Origin of the sequence: Aquaticitalea lipolytica, from assembly GCF_014641635.1 — a bacterium.
Taxonomy (GTDB): domain Bacteria; phylum Bacteroidota; class Bacteroidia; order Flavobacteriales; family Flavobacteriaceae; genus Aquaticitalea; species Aquaticitalea lipolytica.
In genome coordinates, this window is record NZ_BMIC01000003.1 from 29,533 (window position 1) to 50,124 (window position 20,592).

Below are 20,592 nucleotides of genomic sequence, written 5' to 3' on the forward strand. Positions count from 1 at the left end.
TAAGTAAGAAAAAATGTATTTCAACGCATAATTTTACTAATAATCGAAAATGTTGTTAAGGCTTTATAATCAGAGGGTTATTTTCTTAAATTTGTAACGCTATTAATCAATATTTGTAAAGATGAAAAAGTTATTATTAAGCTTAGCGGCTTTGGCTTTTGCAACTTTATTGTTCTCTCAAGACGATTCTAAAGACAATAAAGATAATGCTTCTAAAGATGCAGTTGTTAAGGTTGAGGGCAGTATTAAAACTGCTTCTTAAATAATTTTTAACAATTACAAAGCCTGGTTTTACAATTCATATTTTATTAATGTAATTATGTTTTGTAAACCAAAAAAGACAAACCAATTAGTAACTTAATTTGTTTGTCTTTTTTTATACTATATATTTGACTTGTAAAAATGTAACAATTTGATTGTTAAATTGTTATATTGCGCTCCCCTTTCTAGATAGGAACTTGCAGTCTCTTTTGTTTTAATTAACCGATGTCTAATTAATATTAAAATTGATGATAGCAAAACAGCTTTATATTAAAGCAATCGCTTTTTTTATAATAAGTTTATTTCATACTACACTATTTTCACAAGATTTAGTGCAAACCGAAAATGATAGTTTATTCCGAAACGAAAACTTTAAAGAGTTTAGGGCAAATAATGCAATAGATATTGCTTTAGGAACTTCAGTTATTAATGGAGATTTTGTTGACCCAATGTTCGAAATTTTTACGCACATTGGCTATAAAAGGCATTTAACACCACATTTGAACATTAATTTCGGATATAATAAATTTAACCTAGCCTATAAAGATCAGTTTAATGAAGGCTTTATGTCTTTCGATTTAAATGTTGAGTGTTTATTGCTTCCACATCAAAGATTTTCTCCGTTTGTTTTTGCAGGAGGAGGATATAATGCATCAAATTATTTTAAGCAAACTGCTACTAAATTTCAAGGAGGAGGAGGAATAGAATATATTGTTACTGATGGTTTTGGTCTAAAACTTTATACTGATTATAATTATGTTTTAAGTGATGAGTTAGATGGGTTAATTGCAGGAAATTCTGACGATACATATTTTAGAATAGGTTTTGGTATTAATTATTATTTTGGAGCAAATTCAAGCAAAACCAAATTAAAAAAGGGTGAAAAATCTATTATTAAATCAAACCCAATTATTGATAAAAACTAAATTACAATCCTTATTTTTGCATATCCAAACAAAGTTATGAGTCAAGACATAAGTAAACGATATGCGCAAAGAGGTGTTTCTGCATCTAAAGAAGATGTGCATAACGCTATTAAAAACATCGATAAAGGATTATTTCCACAAGCATTTTGCAAAATTGTACCAGATTATTTAACAAATGATAATGAGTATTGCCTTATTATGCATGCAGATGGTGCAGGTACAAAATCATCACTTGCTTATATGTATTGGAAAGAAACTGGAGATATTTCAGTTTGGAAAGGTATCGCTCAAGATGCCTTGATTATGAATATTGACGACTTGTTATGCGTAGGAGCTACAGATAATATTATGTTATCATCAACCATTGGTAGAAATAAGAATTTAATAACAGGAGAAGTTATTTCGGCAATCATCAATGGTACAGAAGAATTAATTTCTGAATTAAAATCGTTTGGAGTTACAATTCATTCAACAGGAGGCGAAACTGCTGATGTTGGAGATTTAGTTCGCACAATAATTGTTGATTCTACTGTAACAGCGCGTATGAAGCGTAGTGATGTTATTGATAATGCAAATATAAAAGCAGGCGATGTTATAGTTGGCTTGTCATCGTCAGGTCAAGCTACTTACGAGAAAACATATAATGGAGGAATGGGAAGTAATGGATTAACATCTGCACGTCATGATGTGTTTCATAACTATTTAGCTGAAAAATTTCCTGAAAGTTTTGATGCTTCAGTACCTAAAAATTTAGTGTATTCTGGACAGGTAAAATTAACCGATAAAGTAGAAAACTCCCCAATTGATGCTGGTAAATTAGTATTATCGCCAACAAGAACCTATGCGCCAATCATTAAAAAAATACTATCAAAATACAATTCGAAAGACATTCATGGAATGGTGCATTGTAGTGGAGGAGCCCAAACCAAAATTCTTCATTTTATAAACAATCTACATATTATAAAAGATAATTTATTTTCAATTCCACCACTTTTTAAACTAATACAAGAACAATCAAAAACAGATTGGAAAGAAATGTATCAAGTATTTAATTGTGGGCATCGTATGGAGTTGTATGTAGCTCCAGAAGTAGCTGAAGATTTAATTTCTATTTCTAAATCATTTAATGTCGATGCTCAAATTGTTGGTAGAGTTGAAGCATCATCAGAAAAGAAATTAACTATAAAAAGCGAGTTTGGAGTTTTTGAGTATTAGTCTAAACTCCCAATACTTAAATATTTATAATCTTCAAGTTCTTCAAGGTTATTAATAAGTTTTGTGCATCCATTTTTTAGTAAGTATAGTTCATCTGAAGTGTCAATAACATCTCTAAAATAATGATCGGTAATTATAATGGCTTTAGTTTGCTTTTCAATAGCAATTAAGCGTTTAAATTTTTCAATGTACAAAGGTGCGATATGGGAAAAAGGTTCATCTAGTATAACAATTTCATTTTTACTCTTTAAAATCAAATAAGTTTCCAAAACACGACGCTCACCTCCAGAAAGACTATTTATTTTTGAATTTTTAAACAAAGAAAAACTTTCAAAAACAGTAATAAATTCTAACCAATCTAAACGAAATAATTTAAATACAGTTTTAACCTTTATGTTATTTGGAGTTAATGCATGTTGAGGTAAAAAACCAACACAATTGATTGTGTAAAGTGGTTTCAAAATAGGCTCATTATCTATTCTGATTAATTTATACTTTGGTTGTAAAGAACCAAAAATAATATTCATTAAACAGCTTTTGCCACTACCATTGCTTCCAAGAATCCCAGTGACTTTTCCTGTTTCAGCTTTTAAATAAACACCATTGAGAATTCGCTTGCTAGAAAAATAAAGTTCAATACTATCTATTTCTAAAATCATATAAATTCTTGCATAATGAGTAAAAAGCCAATGGTAATAAAAACATCAATTAAAAATATAGCAGAAAATAGTTTAAAGGTTGAAATACCCAAGTTTTTGTAAAAAATAAGTTTTCTTTCTCTATTGGTTTCGTTAATGAGATACCAAACAAAAATAGTAAGTAATAATTTAGTAATTACAGTAGTAAATATATGTGGATTAACAATTATAATTAATACATTAACTGCAAAGGACCAAATAAATAAAGGTCTATAAAATAAAAGTATAGCTTCAAATCGTTGCATCATAGGATTAGAACGTATATAAGTTAGATATATTTTTAAAATTTCCAATCAGCAGTATATATTCTTGCTTCTAAATGCAAAATGGTCTTGATTCTATTTGATAAATTATCGTATTTTTGCAGCACAATTTAAACGATAAATGTTAGAGAAATTACAAATAGTAAAGCAACGATTTGATGAGGTTAGTGATTTAATCATTCAGCCTGATATAATGACAGATCAAAAGCGATATATAGAGCTCAATAAAGAGTATAAAGATTTACGTCTATTAATGAATAAACGTGATGAATATTTAGAGCTTACCAATAATTTGCAGGAAGCGGAAGAAATTTTGGCAACTGGAAAAGATCCAGAAATGTTAGAAATGGCTAAAATGCAATACGAAGAAGCTAAAGAAGGAATCCCTAAGTTAGAAGACGATATTCGTTTTATGTTAATTCCTAAAGATCCTGAGGATACTAAAAATGCCGTAATGGAACTTCGTGCTGGAACTGGTGGAGATGAAGCTAGTATTTTTGCAGGTGACTTATTTAGAATGTACACTAAATATTGCGAAAGCAAAGGTTGGAAGGTTGATGTAGTAGATTATAGTGAAGGAACTAATGGTGGATTTAAAGAAATTCAGTTTGAAGTTGTTGGTGAAGATGTTTATGGAACTTTAAAGTTTGAAGCAGGTGTACATCGTGTACAACGTGTGCCACAAACAGAAACTCAAGGACGTGTACATACAAGTGCTGCAACAGTTATGGTGTTTCCTGAAGCTGAAGAGTTTGATATAGAAATCAATCCAAAAGATGTACGTATCGATTTTTTCTGTTCGTCAGGACCTGGAGGTCAATCTGTAAATACAACTTATTCTGCAGTACGATTAACACACATTCCAACAGGATTAGTAGCACAATGTCAAGATCAAAAATCGCAACATAAAAATAAAGAGAAAGCATTTAAAGTATTACGTTCTCGTTTATATGATATGGAGTTGGCAAAGAAAATGGAAGAAGATGCTGCAAAACGTGGCTCAATGGTGTCATCTGGAGATAGAAGTGCAAAAATTAGAACATATAACTATCCTCAAGGACGTGTTACAGATCACAGAATCGGACTAACATTATACGATTTAGGTAATATTGTTAATGGAGATATACAACGTATTATTGATGAGCTTCAACTAGCTGAAAACACTGAGAAGTTAAAAGCTAATACAGATGTAATTTAAATAACCAGCCTCTTTTTTGAGGCTTTTTTTATGCTATGACAACACAACAACTTATAAGTCAAATACACAAAAAGAAATCCTTTCTCTGCATAGGATTAGATGTCGATTTAAATAAAATTCCGAAGCATCTACTACAAACTGAAGATCCTATTTTTGAGTTTAACAAAGCAATTATCGATGCTACTCATCATTTGTGTGTTGCTTATAAACCAAACACAGCTTTTTATGAAGCTTACGGATTAAAAGGATGGAAAGCTTTAGAAAAAACAATCAATTACATCAATCAAAACCATCCAGAAATTTTTACAATTGCTGATGCTAAACGTGGTGATATTGGTAACACCAGTAGTATGTATGCCAAAGCTTTTCTTGAAGATTTAGCTTTCGACAGTGTAACTGTAGCGCCTTACATGGGAAAAGATTCTGTTGAGCCTTTTCTTGCTTTTAAAAATAAGCACACTATACTTTTAGCATTAACATCTAATGAAGGAGCTTTCGATTTTCAGACCAAAAATGTTGACGGAAAAGAATTATATAAACAAGTTCTTGAAACCTCTAAAACTTGGAAAAACTCAGAAAACTTAATGTATGTTGTTGGTGCTACAAAAGCAGAATATTTTGCTGAAATAAGACGTATAATTCCTGATAGCTTTTTACTAGTTCCAGGAGTTGGTGCCCAAGGTGGTAATCTTCAAGATGTTTGTAAATATGGTATGAATAGTAATATAGGATTGCTAATAAATTCTTCTCGCGGAATTATTTATGCTTCAAATAATAATGATTTTGCAGAGGCTGCTGCTACTAAAGCAAAAGAACTTCAACAAGAAATGGAAATTATTTTGAGTAAGTAGTTGGGTTTCTATCTGAAGTAAGGCTGTAAACTGCAACTGTGACTGATAACTATTTTTATGAAAGACCAACTTAATCGTAAACTTCAATTACAAGGTACGCCAAAACGTATCGTTTCATTGGTGCCTTCGCAAACCGAGTTACTTTACGATTTAGGGCTGGAATCTTCAATAGTTGGGATTACCAAATTTTGTATTCATCCTAATCATTTCAAAAAAAGTAAAATTATTGTTGGTGGTACAAAGGAGGTTAATTTTGAAAAAATTAATGCACTTCAACCAGATATAATTTTGTGTAATAAGGAAGAAAACACAAAAGAAATGATTCTGGAATTAGAAAAAATTGCTCCTGTACATATAAGTGATATTTATACTATTAAGGACTGTTTGCAATTAATAAAAATGTATGGTGAGCTGTTTTTAAAGGAAAATAAGGCTACACAAATTATTAAAGAGATAAGCATAAAAGAGACTGATTTTAAAGAGTTTATAAAAGATAAACCAAAAATGAATGTAGCTTATTTTATTTGGAAAAATCCTTGGATGGTAGCTGCTAAACAAACATTTATTGATGAAATGTTGCAGTTAAATAAATTTGAAAACCACTTTGGTAATTTTGAACGCTACCCAGAAATTGAACTTAAAACATATTCTTCTGTCAATTTAGTATTGCTTTCTAGTGAACCGTTTCCATTTAAAGAAAAACATAAAACAGAAATTTCAAAATTTTTCCCTAATGCAAAAATTGTAATTGTTGATGGAGAATCATTTTCTTGGTATGGTTCAAGACTTTTAAAAGCATTCGATTATTTTAAAAGTTTAAATCTTTCAAGATAACAATGCAATTGCTCTTAATAGATATTAAATCTCTAATTAGAAGTAGTTGTCAATAGTGTTTCTCTGTTTAAGTATTTAAGTCTGTTAAGCTTGTTTAATAGTTTTATTGCTTTGTATTCAGAAAAATCACTTAATGCAGAGTCAGTTTGACGAAAATTGTAGGCTTGTTCTATTAACTGCTTATATTTTTGCTGCAGTATAAGTTGATGGGTCTTTATTTCAGAATGTGATTTCATGATGCTACAACTTTTGTGAACCTTAAATATATCTAAAAATTTATTATTCAACAAGTTAAAGTTGTGCTATGTTGAAAAAAAATCGAGATATGTGTATACCTCGATTTATAACCAACTAACTAATTCAAAATTAAAGACAAATATGATATTCTTCGTTTTGAGGTACAAAGATGATATTCTGTTTATAATCTAATGTTATGTTAATATTAGTATTAGATTAACTCTCAATTATTAACTTTAAAACAATACAAATAAATAATCATGAAACTAATACTACTTTTTTTATCGCTTTCTTTAGGATTAACAATGCATGCTCAAATTAATACATGCAATTGTTGTACAGATAAACATACTGAGTTTGATTTTTGGATTGGAAATTGGTCTGTAACTAATCCAGATGGAACAACTGCAGGAAAAAACACAATAGAAAAGGTTCAAGATAATTGTGTTTTAAGAGAGAATTGGACAAGTGCTAATGGGAATTTTACAGGTACGAGTAATAATTTTTATAATTTTAAAACTAAACAATGGGAGCAAATCTGGGTTGATAACCAAGGTCAGAGTTTGCACCTTAAAGGAAATAGAATAGGTAACCAAATGATTTTAAAAACAGATGAAGAACTTAATAAAGATGGTATTCCTTTTTTTCATCGTGTTACTTGGACAAAAAATAGTGATGGTACAGTTCGTCAGTTATGGGAAACAATTACAAATAGTAAAGAGGTAACTGTTGCTTTTGATGGATTATATAAAAAAGAATAAGTTAATCTTGTAAAGCAAAAACTTTTTTTAGTAAATCTGTACTTCTTGATGATACCTTGTCACGAATTTCCTTTTCTTCAACAGCAATCATAGTATAAACACCCTTTAATGCTTCAGTGGTAACATAATTTGTTAAATCAGGATTTACATCTGTTGTAAATGGTATAGCGTTATACTTATTAATAAGATTAGCCCAAATTTGATCTGCTCCAACTTTAGAAAAAGAATTATTTATTACAGGATGAAATTTGTCATATAAAGCTGTTTGGGTTTTACTAGTTAAGTACTGAGTTGCTGCATCATCTTGACCTAAAAGAATATTTTTAGCATCAGAAAAAGTAATATCTTTTACAGCATTAACAAAAATTGGTGTTGCTTCTTTAACAGCATCTTCGGCAGCTCTGTTTAAAACCTTTAAGCCTTCATCAGCAAGGCTACTTAAACCAATATCACGCAAACCTTTATCTACTTTTTGCAGTTCTTCTGGTAATAATATTTTTACTAACTCATTCTTATAAAAGCCATCTTTTTGAGTTAATTTACTTACTTGCTTTTCAATTCCAAAATCAAGAGCTTCGCGCAAACCTGCAGCAATATCGGCATTACTTAATACACTACCTTGAGGTAATTGGTTTACTACATTTTGTAATTCGCTACACGCTGTAAGGTTAAAAAATAAAATGAATGCTAAAAATTTACGAATCATAGGTCTCGGTTTTTTATCTTTAACAAAGATAAGTTATACATATGAAACCATTTCAAATACCATTCCTAATATTAATTTTTGCCACTTTTTTATTTAATTGTAAATCCGAACCTAAGAATTTAGTACCAGATAACCAAGGTCAATACATTACGGTTCTTGGAGTTGCTCAAGATGCTGGTTATCCACAAATAGACTGTAATAAAGAATGTTGTAAACGATTTCATGAAGGAAAAGAACTTAAAAAGCTAGTGTCTTGCCTTGGATTGGTTGATAAAATTGTAGGGAAGAAGTATATATTTGATGCTACTCCAGATATAACAGCACAAACGGAAATATTAAAGTCTAAACATCTTGTAAGCGATAAAATTATTGATGGTGTTTTCTTAACACATGCTCATATTGGGCATTATACTGGTTTAATGCAATTTGGAAGAGAAGCATTAGGAGGTAATAATATTCCTGTGTATGTAATGCCAAAAATGAAATCTTTTTTAGAGCAAAACGGACCATGGAGCCAGCTTGTAAGTTTAAACAATATTGAGTTAAGAGCATTGCAAAACGATTCAACAATTGTATTAAATAATCATTTAAAAGTTACTCCTTTTTTAGTGCCACATCGTGATGAATATTCAGAAACTGTTGGCTATAAAATTGAAGGCAAAAACAAGTCAGCTTTGTTCATTCCAGATATTAATAAATGGAAACTTTGGAAAAAGAATATTGTAGATGAAGTTAAAAAAGTAGATTATGCTTTTATTGATGCCACTTTTTTTAAAGAAGGAGAAATTAACAGACCCATGAGCGAGGTTCCACATCCATTTATTGAAGAGACAATTAAATTATTCGAAAACGAATCAAAAGAAACAAAAGCTAAAGTTGTTTTTATTCATTTTAACCATACTAATCCTGCACTATTGCAGACACATGCTTTAAAAGATAGTATTCAAAACTTAGGATTCAAATTTGCTAAAGAAGGAACAAATTTTCAACTTTAAAATATTTAGTTTATTCTCTAAAATGCTTCTAAATCTTTGAATAATCCTTAAATTTGCAGCATTCTAACTAGATATAATTATCAATGAAGCAAGTAGCGCCTTATAACCCAAAATATAAAGTACGTATTGTCACAGCCGCATCATTATTTGATGGTCATGACGCATCAATTAATATTATGCGTCGTATAATACAAGCAACAGGAGTAGAAGTCATCCATTTAGGACACGATAGAAGTGTTGAAGAAGTTGTTAATACTGCTATACAAGAAGATGCCAATGCAATTTGTTTAACCTCTTATCAAGGTGGTCATAACGAATACTTTAAGTATATGTACGATTTACTTAAAGAAAAAGGAGCAGAGCACATCAAGATATTTGGTGGAGGTGGAGGAGTAATCCTTCCTTCAGAAATAAAAGAATTGATGGATTATGGTATCGCTCGTATTTATTCACCAGATGATGGTCGTGAAATGGGATTGCAAGGCATGATTAATGATTTGGTTAAACAATCTGATTTTGCTGTAGGCGACTCATTAAATGGAGAAATAGATGCATTGGTGAAAAAGAATCCAAAAGCAATTGCAAGAGTTATTTCTTCAGCTGAGAACTTCCCTGAAGTAGCAAAAGAAACACTTAATAAAATTCATGCTAAAAATAAAACATCTAAAACACCAGTTTTAGGAATCACAGGGACTGGAGGAGCTGGTAAGTCCTCTTTAGTTGATGAGTTGGTTCGTCGTTTTTTAATCGATTTTCCTGAAAAAACAATTGGTTTAATCTCTGTAGATCCTTCGAAACGTAAAACAGGAGGCGCACTTTTAGGTGATCGTATTCGTATGAATGCTATTAACAATTCTCGTGTGTATATGCGTAGTTTAGCAACACGACAATCTAACTTAGCGCTTTCAAAATATGTTCATGAAGCTATTGAAGTTTTAAAAGCTGCTGAGTACGATTTAATTATTTTAGAAACTTCAGGTATTGGTCAATCTGATACCGAAATTATTGAGCATAGCGATGTATCTCTTTATGTGATGACGCCAGAATTTGGTGCTGCAACGCAGTTGGAAAAAATTGATATGCTTGATTTTGCTGATTTAGTAGCAATTAATAAATTCGATAAACGAGGTTCGTTAGATGCACTTCGTGATGTGAAAAAACAGTACATGCGTAATAATAATCTTTGGGATACGCCTCAAGATGAGTTGCCAGTATTCGGAACCATTGCATCGCAATTTAATGATCCAGGAATGAATACGCTTTATAAAGCTGTAATGGATAAGTTGGTTGAAAAGGCAGATAGCGAATTAAAATCTAAGTTTGAGATTTCTAAAGAAATGAGCGAAAAGATTTTTGTGATTCCACCTTCAAGAACGCGTTACTTATCTGAAATTGCTGAAAATAATAGAGCTTATGATAAAACAGCTAACGAACAAGTAGAAGTTGCTCAACGATTATACGGAATTTATAAAACTGTAGAATCTGTAATTGGTAAAACTCCAGAATTAGATAAAGCAGGAATCGATTCTAATTCTATTGAATCTAAAGAAAATAAAGATTTTATAAAACTTTTAGTTGGAGAATTCGACAGAGTAAAACTTAATTTAGACCCTTACAATTGGGAAGTTATTACAGGTTGGAATGATAAAGTTAATAAATATAAAAACCCTATTTATTCATTTAAAGTAAGAGGGAAAGAAATTAAAATAGAAACACATACAGAATCACTATCTCACACGCAAATTCCTAAAGTAGCTTTGCCTAAGTATCAAGCTTGGGGAGATATTTTACGTTGGACATTACAAGAAAATGTACCAGGAGAATTCCCTTATACGTCAGGATTATATCCTTTTAAACGTACAGGTGAAGATCCAGCACGTATGTTTGCAGGAGAAGGTGGGCCAGAACGCACAAACCGTCGTTTTCATTATGTGAGTGCTGGATTGCCAGCAAAACGTTTGTCAACTGCTTTTGATAGTGTTACACTTTATGGTAACGATCCAGACTACAGGCCAGACATCTATGGAAAAATAGGAAATGCTGGTGTTAGTATTTGTTGCTTGGATGATGCCAAAAAATTGTATTCAGGATTTAATTTAGCAGATGTTATGACCTCTGTTAGTATGACAATTAATGGTCCTGCACCAATGTTATTAGGTTTCTTTATGAATGCTGCCATCGATCAGCAATGTGAAATCTACATTAAAGAAAACGGATTAGAAAAAGAAGTAGAAGCTAAAATTACTAAGATTTATAAGGGAAAAACACGTCCATCTTATAATGGCGATTTACCAGAAGGTAACGACGGATTAGGACTAATGCTTTTAGGTGTTACAGGAGATCAAGTATTACCTGCTAATGTTTATGCCGAAATTAAAAAGAATACCATTGCTCAAGTTAGAGGAACGGTTCAAGCTGATATATTAAAAGAAGATCAAGCTCAAAACACATGTATTTTCTCTACAGAGTTCGCATTGCGTTTAATGGGAGATGTTCAAGAGTATTTTATCGAAAATAATGTTAGAAACTTTTATAGTGTGTCTATCTCTGGATATCATATTGCTGAAGCTGGAGCAAATCCAATTACACAACTTGCCTTAACTTTATCTAATGGATTTACTTATGTAGAATACTACTTAAGTAGAGGAATGAATATCAACGATTTTGGACCAAACTTATCGTTCTTTTTCTCAAATGGTATCGATCCAGAATATGCAGTTATTGGTCGTGTAGCTCGTAAAATTTGGGCAAAAGCCATGAAGAATAAATATGGAGCAGATGCAAGAGCGCAAATGTTAAAATACCATATTCAAACTTCAGGTAGAAGCTTACATGCTCAAGAGATTGATTTTAACGATATTCGTACAACACTACAGGCTTTGTATGCAATTTATGATAACTGTAATTCACTACATACCAATGCGTATGACGAAGCTATAACAACACCAACTGAAGAAAGTGTTAGAAGAGCAATGGCAATTCAGTTAATTATAAATAAAGAATTAGGTTTAGCTAAAAACGAAAACCCAATTCAAGGGTCATTTATTATAGAAGAATTAACCGATTTAGTTGAAGAAGCTGTTTTGGCAGAGTTTGATAGAATTACCGAAAGAGGAGGTGTTCTTGGTGCTATGGAAACTATGTATCAACGTAGTAAAATACAAGAAGAAAGCTTGTATTATGAAACTTTAAAGCATAATGGTGAATTTCCAATAATAGGTGTTAACACGTTTTTAAGTAGCTCAGGCTCACCAACAATCCAGCCAAAAGAAGTTATTAGAGCCACTGAAGAAGAAAAACTTTTCCAAATAAAAACTTTAGAGAATCTTCATAAAGCAAACGATACAAAAGCATTATTAAAAAACCTTCAAACAAAAGCTATTCATAACGAAAACATTTTTGAAGCACTAATGGATGTTTGTAAAGTATGTTCACTTGGCGAAATTACATCAGCTTTATTTGAAGTTGGAGGTCAGTATCGAAGAAATATGTAAACTTACTTAAGTTGCTTATCACAAGTGCGATGAGGTAACTTTATAAATTATAAAAAATCCCAACTGTGTTATATGGTTGGGATTTTTGTTGTTAAAAGCCAGGCTATTGGTCGTTAATTTTTGTACTGTATTGTCTTTTAAAGATTGAAATTTACCGCTTATCTAAATAGTTGTGCAGAAGACTTAAAGTGCTCGTAAATTTGTGTTACCCTCAATTTACAAACTGAAGTTTAATCAAAATTATATAGATATGGAAGCTACTTTAAATTATCGTTTTCAAAGAAGATCAAAAAATTATTTCGATTGGCTACTGTACACAATTAAATCTGAAAAATATTTTGAAGCTCAAAGTCAGATTGTGACCTCAGATAGTTATGGTTTAAAATTGAGTCTTTAAACTTATTACAAAGTCAACATCCAAGAATGTTGCAATTTTTTAAATTTTTTCAACTCACTACGTAAAATTGGTAAATAATCTCTACCATTACTATTACTGCGTTCTAAACGTTTACAGTTTTTATAAAGCATATTAGTTAAACGCTCTAATGTTTCCACATGCTTATGCTTTTTGTCTGAGTAGCGTTCTAATTCAGCATTAACAATTTCTGGTGCTAAATTAACAGATTGCTGTACGATATCTCCTGAAAAGTAAATATTATCATCTTCTGTGCCATCTGGTCTCAAATACGCTAAATCTTGATTAAGGTAAGTGGAGATGCTTCTGGATAATATAATAATTTCCATAGCCTTTTGATATATAGGCAGTTCAGAAAGATGAGATGGGATATTGTAGTACATTTTTAATAGCAATTTCATCAAAATTAGTGACAAGTAATGATTTTAGGCAATTGATTTTAAAGTAAAACGTTATATTTGCTTTAAATATTAAGTTTTTTGATTAGTTTTAGTTTAAAATGAATATAGATTCTCTTAATTGGAAGATTTTAAAATGCTTACAGCAAAATGCTAGGCAATCTAATGCGGAAATTGGAAGGCAAGTTGGTATAAGTTCACCTGCAGTTTCCGAACGTATTAAAAGAATGGAAGATGCTGGTATTATTCAAGGATATAAAACTTCAATATCGCCTTTAGATGCTGGTTATCAATTAAAAGCGCTTATTACTTTGCGTGCTTTTATGGGTATGCTTAAACCATTTTTAGAAAAAGTTAAAACCTATGATGAGGTTTTAAACTGTTATCGTATTACAGGAAATGAAAACATTGTGATGGAAGTAGTTTTAAAAAACCAAAAACACCTTGAAAACTTTATTGACCAACTTATTATTTATGGCGAGACCAAAACGCAAATTGTATTGTCTCATGTTATAAAGTATAATGAAGTTAAACCAGTAAAGTAATTACTTTACTATAACCAGATGCTTAACTTTATCAAGGTTCCAATCAATAACCAATCCACTAGCTAAACTTTTAGCAATGTCTTTCCCATAAAGATATTCACATAAATACAAAGCGGCTTCAAAGCTTTTTGCTCCACCAGCTGAAGTAATATATTTTCCATCATGTACAAAAAGAACATCTTTTCTAATGTCTAAATCTGGAAACATTTCTCGCATAGCATCTATATCACTTGGAAAAGTTGTAGATACTGCATCATTAAGTAAACCAGCTTTAGCTAATACAAAAGCACCATCACAATGCGAAGTTACAAATAGAGCTTCTTTATCTACTTTTTTAATAAAATTTAGCATTATATCATCTTTTAAATCAGTATCTAAATGATGTTTGGCACTTGGTACAACCAAGATATCAATTTTTGGCAGCGAATCATTTACATAATTAAAATCTGGAATGATTCGCATACCTTCAAAAGTTGTAATTGCATTATCTGTATTAGCAACTGTAAACACATTCATTGGTTTAATACTATCTCTAAAAATAGTATGTTGAAAAATATCGAAAGGCGCTGTTAACTCTGTGTTGTATGTGCCATCCATAATTAAAAATGCAACATTATAACGATTAGGTTCTAGCTTTGGCAATACCTTTTCTGTTTTTAACTCAACAATTTTTTCGTCTTTCTTTTCAAAAGAATTACAGCTTATAAATAACAAAGCATATAGTATATATATTATATTTTTCATAATCATTTTTTAATTATTGAGCCTCACTATTAGATTTCATGAATTTTTTAAGAAGGATTAATAAAACTAATCCAATACACCCTAAAATAACCATTAAAATCCATGTATTATCAAAACCAAGACTATCAATCATTTGAAAACCGAGATTATGTGCAAATACATGAGAAATTGAAAATGCAATACTATATAAGGCCATGTATTCTCCTTGAAGCCCTCGTTTAGATCGCTTTAAAGAAAATGCATTTGAAAATGGAAATACAATCATCTCACCAAAAGTGACAATTATCATACTAACTACTATTAAAACAATTAATGTGTTATACATTAAAAACAAGTAGCTCACAGTAGTTAATAATAAACCAAAAATCATTAAACCAACTTTTGTATATCCTTTCTGTTCCAGCCACTTTATGAGTGGCATCTCAAATACAAAAATTAGAATACCATTTAAGGCCATTAATAATCCGATTTCAAATTCTGATAAACCAACGCCCTCTTTATAAAAGTAAGGAAGTGTTGATAGAAATTGTAAGAAGACAACGCCAAAAATTACCATGGCAAAGAAAAATATCAAAAATGGTTTGTCTTTATATGCAGATTTAGGATTAGGATTAATCTCCATATCTAATATTTTTACCTTTTTAGGATGCAAAACATTAAGCAATACAATAGCTGCAATCATACAAGTAATGCCATCTACCCAAAATAGGCCTCCATAACTCATAGTTGTAATAATTAATCCTCCAATAGCAGGACCAGCAGAAAAACCTAGGTTTATAGCTAAACGAATTAAGGTCACACTTCGAGTTTTATTTTCGTGTTTACTATAAGCACTTAATGCAACAAACATAGCAGGTCTAAACATGTCTGCAACTGTCATAAGTATAAAAATACCAATACAAATACTTGTAAAAGTGTTTAAAAACTGAAAGCCAATAAATAAAAGTCCACTTAATAAAAGGCTAAAAATCATTACTTTATAATAGCCAATCATGTCTGTAAGCTTACCGCCAATCCATGAGCCTGCTATAGAGCCTAATCCAAAAGCAGTCATAATCCAAGCAACATCATCTAAAGAGAACTCTAGATTTGTAGTTAAATACGGAGACAAAAATGGGATAACCATTGTGCCAGCTCTGTTAATAAGTGTTACAAGTGCAAGCCACCAAACTTCTTTAGATAATCCTCTAAATGTATTTATGTAGCCATGACCTAAATTGTAGTATAAATAATTAAAAAGTTTCATTTTTGATTTATTAGTATAAAAATAAAAAGTCCAACATCAATGTTGGACTTTTATATATAGTATTATTAAATATTTACATCGTCATAATATATAATGTGTCCAACTCTTAGTGTAAGAGGTATATTGTACCTTATTAATTCTGACGTTGTTACACATTGTTTTTTGTATTTTGAAACTCAAAGCTAAATAAAATAATTGGAAGTTGTATTTTTGAATTGAAAAAAAATAAAAATGAAACATCCATAACTATTTTTTTATGCATAGTAAATGATAATATGGATGTTCCATCTGACCATAAAAAACAATAAATATTAACAGATGAAACAAATTATAATTCTCTTATTATTTATTTCAGCCTTAAGTTGCGGACAAAGTAAGCAGCCTATTTTGGGTGAAACTGAATTTCAACGTGAAATAAATTCAGAATATAAAGATGCTTCTAAATCGCCATTAAAGGAAAAGGATAGAGAGAAGTTTAAAGGATTAGATTTTTTTAAATTTGATTCTGTTTATGTGGTTACTGCCAAATTTGTGAGGACTGTCGATGAGCAACCTTTTAAAATGAAGACAACTACTGATAGACTTCCTGAATATGTAAAATACGGAGAATTGATTTTTGATTTGAAGGGAAAACCATTCAAATTAAATATCTATCAAAACCAAGATTTAATTAAAAAAGAAGGCTTTGAAGACTACTTGTTTTTGCCTTTTTTAGATAATACAAATGGAGAAGAAAGTTATGGTGGAGGACGCTATATAGATATGCGAATTCCTGATGGAGATACAATAATTGTTGATTTTAATTCTGCATATAATCCATATTGTGCCTATAACGAAAAGTATTCTTGCCCAATTGTACCAAGAGAAAACTATTTAGATACTGAAGTAAGAGCAGGAGTAAAGGCTTTTAAAAAGCATTAAGCTTTCACCAAATACATTCCTAAGAAAACAGCTAAAAATCCAATTACAAAACTAGCTATTGTATAAAGCGCAAAACTTGTTAAGTCGCCAGTTTTTAAAAACACATGATTTTCATAAGCAAAGGTTGAAAACGTTGTAAAACCACCACAAAATCCTGTTGCTAGTAAAAGAGTCTGATTTTCAGTTAGAGTATTGTTTTTTGCAGCCAAACCTAAAATAATTCCTATAAGTAAACTACCAATTATATTGGCAGCAAACGTACCATACGGAATTCCGTTTTCCGAACTGTTGAGGTATTTGGCAATTATAAACCTAAGTACACTGCCAAATCCACCACCAATAAAAACTAATAGGAGTTGTTTCAATTCTGCTCTGTTTCGGTTACTTGTTCTTTAATAGGTATATATATTTCAGTAACCCAATCAGAAGGATTAGGATAACTGCCAGGATCGTTAGTATAAATTTCAAAAGGCTTCATTTCTGATGCTTCTAAATTATTATCTTTTAAGTGTTTCATTGCAATTTCCCAAGCTTTACCAAGGTTTGTATAATTGCCTTTTAGTGTCGTTTTAAGCACTCTGGTTTTATTCATGTAGCCACATAATACATTACTATCATCAGCAACAATCACTTTGTCTCTTACAGGAATTGCATTACTCATAATTACATTTCCATTTCCAATACTCATTTCATTGTAAATAGTAAAAGGCATTCCGCTTTGAGGAATATTATGCTCTCCCATATAATTCATAATTTCAGCATATTGTTTAGCCATAGTATTGCTAATATTGCTAGATGTTGCTGATGTGGTTTTAAACATATAAAATCCTCCACCATATTCTGTAATACCATCTACTTTTACAGTATACTCGCTCATACTTTTTACAACAACACTATCTAGTTTTTCTAAACTACGCTCATAATGTGGTCCGATTTGTTTTTCCATTCCACCCATAATTATGGCAAAGGCTTTAAAGCCAAAAGGCAAATCTTTACCAGAAATTTTCCATGTTACATCTGTCGCTCCATGACCATTAGGTTTAAAAGTCCATGAAACATCTGAAGCAGGAAAATCAGCAAACTGCATAGTTTGTTCAATATTTTGCGGTTCATTAGCATGTATTGTTTTCATAACGCCAACACCATCTTTATCTTCCCAAGTATATGAGCCACCTACACCTTTAGTTTGTTCTGGATACGTAATTTTTAAATCAGGATCCATTTCAACCCAAGACGACCAACTTTCCCAATTTTTAAAATCAATAACATTATTATAAATCACAGAAGAAGGTGCTTTTATAGTTCGAGTTCTTTCAACAGTAAAAGTGTTTGGTTGCACTGCAACATAAATTGAAAAACCGATAATTAAAACTAGAATTAAAAATAGGATGTACTTAAATGCTTTCATTTTCTTAGATGGGTTGGAGAATTACCCAAAGATAATCAATTTATGATTATCTAGCGAAAGCCTACAAATACCAACAGTTATCAATAAAATTGATAATTAAATAACTGATAATTAGATGGTTTAATCTGAAAGAAAAGGATTACTTAAAAACAGATTTTATAAAAAGAATAAATAAAATAAACGAAATAAATACAACAAGCACCCAAACACTGCCTTTATAGTACTTTTTATGAAGTTTAAGATCTTTTCGGTAAGTGTAAATTAATGTTGTTATAAAAGCAACTGCAAATAAAATACCGAAAACCCATTGACCTTTTGTAAACATATAGCTATTTTTACGCTAAATTAAGTCAATTAAAATGAAGAACAAAATAGAAGCTGTTAAAGCATTTCATACAGCATTTAAAATAGGTCACAGAGAAACTCCAAAAGCTAGTTTAGGATTAGAAAAAAACACACTTCGTTATAAGCTAATGCGTGAGGAAAATGAGGAATATCTTGAAGCGGCAAACAACGACGATTTAGTTGAAGTTGCTGATGCTTTAGGCGATATGCTTTACATACTTTGTGGTACAATTATAGAACATGGCTTACAACACAAAATTGAAGAAGTTTTTGACGAAATACAACGTAGCAATATGAGTAAACTAGGTGAAAATGGCGAACCAATTTACAGAGAAGATGGTAAGGTTTTAAAAGGTCCTAATTACTTTAAACCTAACATTGCAGAGATACTAAACAAATAAAAAAAAGAAGCCAATTGGCTTCTTTTTTTATGACTTATAATTTATACTTTAAATCTCCAACCGTGTTTATCTTCCGATAAGTTGTGTTGTATATTTAAAATGTGGTCTTTTATTTGTAGTGCATAAGAATTATCTAATTCAGGTAATTCAAACACATCGCCTCCATGCTCAAAAGCAGCAATAGGACTAATTACAGCAGCAGTACCAGCACCAAAAATTTCTTTTAAGCTTCCATTGGCAGCAGCTTCTTTTATTTCTTTAACGCTTACAGGTCGTACTTCAACTTTTAAATTATGGTCTTCAGCAACTTGTATCACGCTTTTACGAGTAATACCATCTAAAATTCTATCAGACGTAGGAGCAGTTATTAAAGTATCATTTACTCTAAAGAAAATATTCATAGTACCTGCTTCTTCAAGATACTCATGTGTATTAGCATCTGTCCATATAATTTGCTGATATCCTTTTTTGTTAGCCAAATTAGTAGGATAAAACTGCGCAGCATAGTTACCAGCAGCTTTAGCAAAACCAACACCTCCATTGGCAGATCTACTGTATTTTTCGGCAAATAAAACACGCAATTTAGCTGTATAATAAGCTTTTGCAGGAGAGCAAATAATCATAAATCTATAGTTGTTTGCTGGTGAAGCCGATATTGCAGGCTCTGTAGCAAATACAAACGGACGTATGTATAAAGAGTTTCCTTTTCCTTTTTTTATCCACGCTTTATCCATGTTTAAAAGTGTGGTTAATCCTTCAAAAAAGTATTCTTTAGGAAATTCAGGAATTGCTAACCTTGCGGCCGATTTATTAATACGCTCAAAATTGTCGTTTGGTCTAAATAGCCAAGCATCTCCATTGTCGTCTTTATAACCTTTCATACCTTCAAAGACAGCTTGTCCGTAATGGAAAACTCTAGCAGAAGGTTCAATAGTTATAGGTTGATATGGTACTATTTTTGGTTGTTGCCATTCACCATCTACATAATCACAATAAAACATGTGGTCAGTGAATGTTCTTCCAAAAACTAAGTTGTCAAAATCTACATCGTTAATTCGTGATTTCTCTGACTTTACGATATCGATTTCGTTGGTTGATATTTTTGTCATCGTTTTTGTTTTTCAGCAGCAAATTTAGGTAAATTAAGCTGGATAAAAAACCTAAAACAGTTTTTAAAAAAATGTATATTTGTAGTTACATAATTTTAAATAATTTAACACAATCATGAAGAAAATAGTAAGCATATTAGCAATTACATTAGCATTAGTGTCTTGTAAAGACAACGATAAAAAACCTGAAACTCAAGAAATTGAAAAGCAAGAAGTAAATTATACATCAGTTGGTATGGAAATTAATGACGCAGACGCACTTCCTGCAGCTCGTATGGCAGAACACTACAAAGCAATGAAAGTTGGTGATACTGTAAACTCTAAAATGATTGGTAAAGTTGAAGAGGTTTGTCAATCTAAAGGTTGCTGGATGAAAGTTGATTTAGAAAATGGCGAGCAAGTAATGGTTAAGTTTAAGGATTATGCTTTTTTTATGCCTAAAGATTTAGCAGGTAAAGAAGTAGTACTTAACGGAAAAGCTTTTGTTAACGAAGTTCCTGTTGATGAGCAACGTCATTATGCTGAAGATGGTGGAGCAACTCCTGAAGAAATAGCAGCAATTACAGCACCTAAAAAAACATTTTCGTTTGAAGCAGATGGTGTGTTGATTAAACAATAGGT

23 protein-coding genes are annotated in these 20,592 nt (G+C 31.1%); 14 read left to right on the forward strand and 9 right to left on the reverse strand.

Features of this window, described 5'->3' with window-relative positions; translation table 11 throughout:
• Positions 1 to 121 precede the first annotated feature (121 nt).
• From IEW41_RS09000 to IEW41_RS09010, 3 genes are all read left to right on the forward strand, one after another.
• A complete protein-coding gene (locus tag IEW41_RS09000) occupies positions 122 to 262 on the forward strand; it encodes a hypothetical protein (protein ID WP_188606025.1) in 141 nt (46 codons plus the stop codon).
• Positions 263 to 509: 247 nt separating this feature from the next.
• Positions 510 to 1,187, forward strand: a complete 678-nt coding sequence (locus tag IEW41_RS09005) for an outer membrane protein (protein WP_188606026.1) — start codon at positions 510 to 512, stop codon at positions 1,185 to 1,187.
• Positions 1,188 to 1,223: 36 nt separating this feature from the next.
• Positions 1,224 to 2,402 (forward strand): AIR synthase related protein, encoded by a 1,179-nt coding sequence (locus tag IEW41_RS09010; protein ID WP_188606027.1) that lies wholly within the window; start codon positions 1,224 to 1,226, stop codon positions 2,400 to 2,402.
• On the opposite strand, the gene IEW41_RS09015 is transcribed toward IEW41_RS09010, so the two are convergent.
• Positions 2,399 to 3,061: an ATP-binding cassette domain-containing protein gene (locus IEW41_RS09015; protein WP_188606028.1), complete on the reverse strand. Its 663-nt coding sequence runs from the start codon at positions 3,059 to 3,061 to the stop codon at positions 2,399 to 2,401. The genes IEW41_RS09010 and IEW41_RS09015 overlap by 4 nt on opposite strands.
• A gap of 423 nt (positions 3,062 to 3,484) precedes the next feature.
• On the opposite strand from IEW41_RS09015, the gene prfA reads away from it, so the two are divergent.
• The 3 genes from prfA to IEW41_RS09030 are packed head-to-tail and all read left to right on the forward strand — an operon-like array spanning position 3,485 to position 6,246.
• A complete protein-coding gene (gene prfA, locus IEW41_RS09020) occupies positions 3,485 to 4,561 on the forward strand; it encodes a peptide chain release factor 1 (protein WP_188606029.1) in 1,077 nt (358 codons plus the stop codon).
• A gap of 35 nt (positions 4,562 to 4,596) precedes the next feature.
• On the forward strand, positions 4,597 to 5,412 hold the full coding sequence (gene pyrF / locus IEW41_RS09025; protein WP_188606030.1) for an orotidine-5'-phosphate decarboxylase: 816 nt from the start codon (positions 4,597 to 4,599) through the stop codon (positions 5,410 to 5,412).
• A 57-nt stretch (positions 5,413 to 5,469) separates the two neighbouring features.
• Complete coding sequence (locus IEW41_RS09030) at positions 5,470 to 6,246, forward strand: ABC transporter substrate-binding protein (protein ID WP_188606031.1); 777 nt, start codon at positions 5,470 to 5,472, stop codon at positions 6,244 to 6,246.
• 32 nt (positions 6,247 to 6,278) lie between these two features.
• Here the strand turns inward: IEW41_RS09030 and IEW41_RS09035 are convergent, their stop codons facing one another.
• Entirely contained in the window at positions 6,279 to 6,482 is a 204-nt protein-coding gene (locus IEW41_RS09035) for a Lacal_2735 family protein (RefSeq protein ID WP_188606032.1), read from the reverse strand.
• Between the two features lie 261 nt (positions 6,483 to 6,743).
• On the opposite strand from IEW41_RS09035, the gene IEW41_RS09040 reads away from it, so the two are divergent.
• Positions 6,744 to 7,244, forward strand: coding sequence for a hypothetical protein (locus IEW41_RS09040; RefSeq protein ID WP_188606033.1), 501 nt, complete (start codon positions 6,744 to 6,746; stop codon positions 7,242 to 7,244).
• Between the two features lies 1 nt (position 7,245).
• Here the strand turns inward: IEW41_RS09040 and IEW41_RS09045 are convergent, their stop codons facing one another.
• Entirely contained in the window at positions 7,246 to 7,950 is a 705-nt protein-coding gene (locus tag IEW41_RS09045) for a DUF4197 domain-containing protein (protein ID WP_188606034.1), read from the reverse strand.
• Positions 7,951 to 7,991: 41 nt separating this feature from the next.
• On the opposite strand from IEW41_RS09045, the gene IEW41_RS09050 reads away from it, so the two are divergent.
• The 3 genes from IEW41_RS09050 to IEW41_RS09060 all read left to right on the forward strand — a co-directional run bounded on the left by IEW41_RS09050 (position 7,992) and on the right by IEW41_RS09060 (position 12,836).
• Entirely contained in the window at positions 7,992 to 8,945 is a 954-nt protein-coding gene (locus IEW41_RS09050) for an MBL fold metallo-hydrolase (protein WP_188606035.1), read from the forward strand.
• Positions 8,946 to 9,028: 83 nt separating this feature from the next.
• Positions 9,029 to 12,439, forward strand: coding sequence for a methylmalonyl-CoA mutase family protein (locus IEW41_RS09055; RefSeq protein WP_188606036.1), 3,411 nt, complete (start codon positions 9,029 to 9,031; stop codon positions 12,437 to 12,439).
• A 250-nt stretch (positions 12,440 to 12,689) separates the two neighbouring features.
• The gene (locus tag IEW41_RS09060) at positions 12,690 to 12,836 is read left to right on the forward strand and encodes a hypothetical protein (protein ID WP_188606037.1); all 147 of its coding nucleotides are present in this window, start codon (positions 12,690 to 12,692) and stop codon (positions 12,834 to 12,836) included.
• A 5-nt stretch (positions 12,837 to 12,841) separates the two neighbouring features.
• On the opposite strand, the gene IEW41_RS09065 is transcribed toward IEW41_RS09060, so the two are convergent.
• Positions 12,842 to 13,237 carry a hypothetical protein gene (locus IEW41_RS09065; protein ID WP_188606038.1) on the reverse strand — a complete coding sequence of 132 codons (396 nt, stop codon included), beginning with the start codon at positions 13,235 to 13,237 and terminating at the stop codon, positions 12,842 to 12,844.
• A gap of 116 nt (positions 13,238 to 13,353) precedes the next feature.
• Between IEW41_RS09065 and IEW41_RS09070 the strand changes: the two genes are divergently transcribed.
• Positions 13,354 to 13,797 (forward strand): Lrp/AsnC family transcriptional regulator, encoded by a 444-nt coding sequence (locus tag IEW41_RS09070; protein ID WP_188606039.1) that lies wholly within the window; start codon positions 13,354 to 13,356, stop codon positions 13,795 to 13,797.
• Here IEW41_RS09070 and IEW41_RS09075 read toward each other — a convergent pair whose 3' ends face one another.
• Positions 13,798 to 14,541, reverse strand: coding sequence for a DJ-1/PfpI family protein (locus IEW41_RS09075; RefSeq protein ID WP_188606040.1), 744 nt, complete (start codon positions 14,539 to 14,541; stop codon positions 13,798 to 13,800).
• Positions 14,542 to 14,554: 13 nt separating this feature from the next.
• The gene (locus tag IEW41_RS09080; RefSeq protein WP_188606041.1) at positions 14,555 to 15,787 is read right to left on the reverse strand and encodes an MFS transporter; all 1,233 of its coding nucleotides are present in this window, start codon (positions 15,785 to 15,787) and stop codon (positions 14,555 to 14,557) included.
• A gap of 318 nt (positions 15,788 to 16,105) precedes the next feature.
• Here IEW41_RS09080 and IEW41_RS09085 point away from each other — a divergent pair, with 318 nt between their 5' ends.
• Positions 16,106 to 16,708 carry a DUF1684 domain-containing protein gene (locus IEW41_RS09085; protein ID WP_188606042.1) on the forward strand — a complete coding sequence of 201 codons (603 nt, stop codon included), beginning with the start codon at positions 16,106 to 16,108 and terminating at the stop codon, positions 16,706 to 16,708.
• Here IEW41_RS09085 and crcB read toward each other — a convergent pair.
• The gene (gene crcB, locus IEW41_RS09090; protein ID WP_188606043.1) at positions 16,705 to 17,073 is read right to left on the reverse strand and encodes a fluoride efflux transporter CrcB; all 369 of its coding nucleotides are present in this window, start codon (positions 17,071 to 17,073) and stop codon (positions 16,705 to 16,707) included. The genes IEW41_RS09085 and crcB overlap by 4 nt on opposite strands.
• The gene (locus tag IEW41_RS09095) at positions 17,070 to 18,116 is read right to left on the reverse strand and encodes an SRPBCC family protein (protein ID WP_188606044.1); all 1,047 of its coding nucleotides are present in this window, start codon (positions 18,114 to 18,116) and stop codon (positions 17,070 to 17,072) included. The genes crcB and IEW41_RS09095 overlap by 4 nt, the downstream gene beginning before the upstream one ends.
• Positions 18,117 to 18,475: 359 nt before the next feature.
• Here IEW41_RS09095 and IEW41_RS09100 point away from each other — a divergent pair, with 359 nt between their 5' ends.
• Positions 18,476 to 18,862, forward strand: a complete 387-nt coding sequence (locus IEW41_RS09100) for a pyrophosphohydrolase domain-containing protein (protein ID WP_188606045.1) — start codon at positions 18,476 to 18,478, stop codon at positions 18,860 to 18,862.
• A gap of 41 nt (positions 18,863 to 18,903) precedes the next feature.
• Here IEW41_RS09100 and IEW41_RS09105 read toward each other — a convergent pair whose 3' ends face one another.
• Positions 18,904 to 19,971, reverse strand: a complete 1,068-nt coding sequence (locus IEW41_RS09105; RefSeq protein WP_188606046.1) for a branched-chain amino acid aminotransferase — start codon at positions 19,969 to 19,971, stop codon at positions 18,904 to 18,906.
• 115 nt (positions 19,972 to 20,086) lie between these two features.
• Here IEW41_RS09105 and IEW41_RS09110 point away from each other — a divergent pair, with 115 nt between their 5' ends.
• Positions 20,087 to 20,590: a DUF4920 domain-containing protein gene (locus tag IEW41_RS09110; protein WP_188606047.1), complete on the forward strand. Its 504-nt coding sequence runs from the start codon at positions 20,087 to 20,089 to the stop codon at positions 20,588 to 20,590.
• Positions 20,591 to 20,592 lie beyond the last annotated feature (2 nt).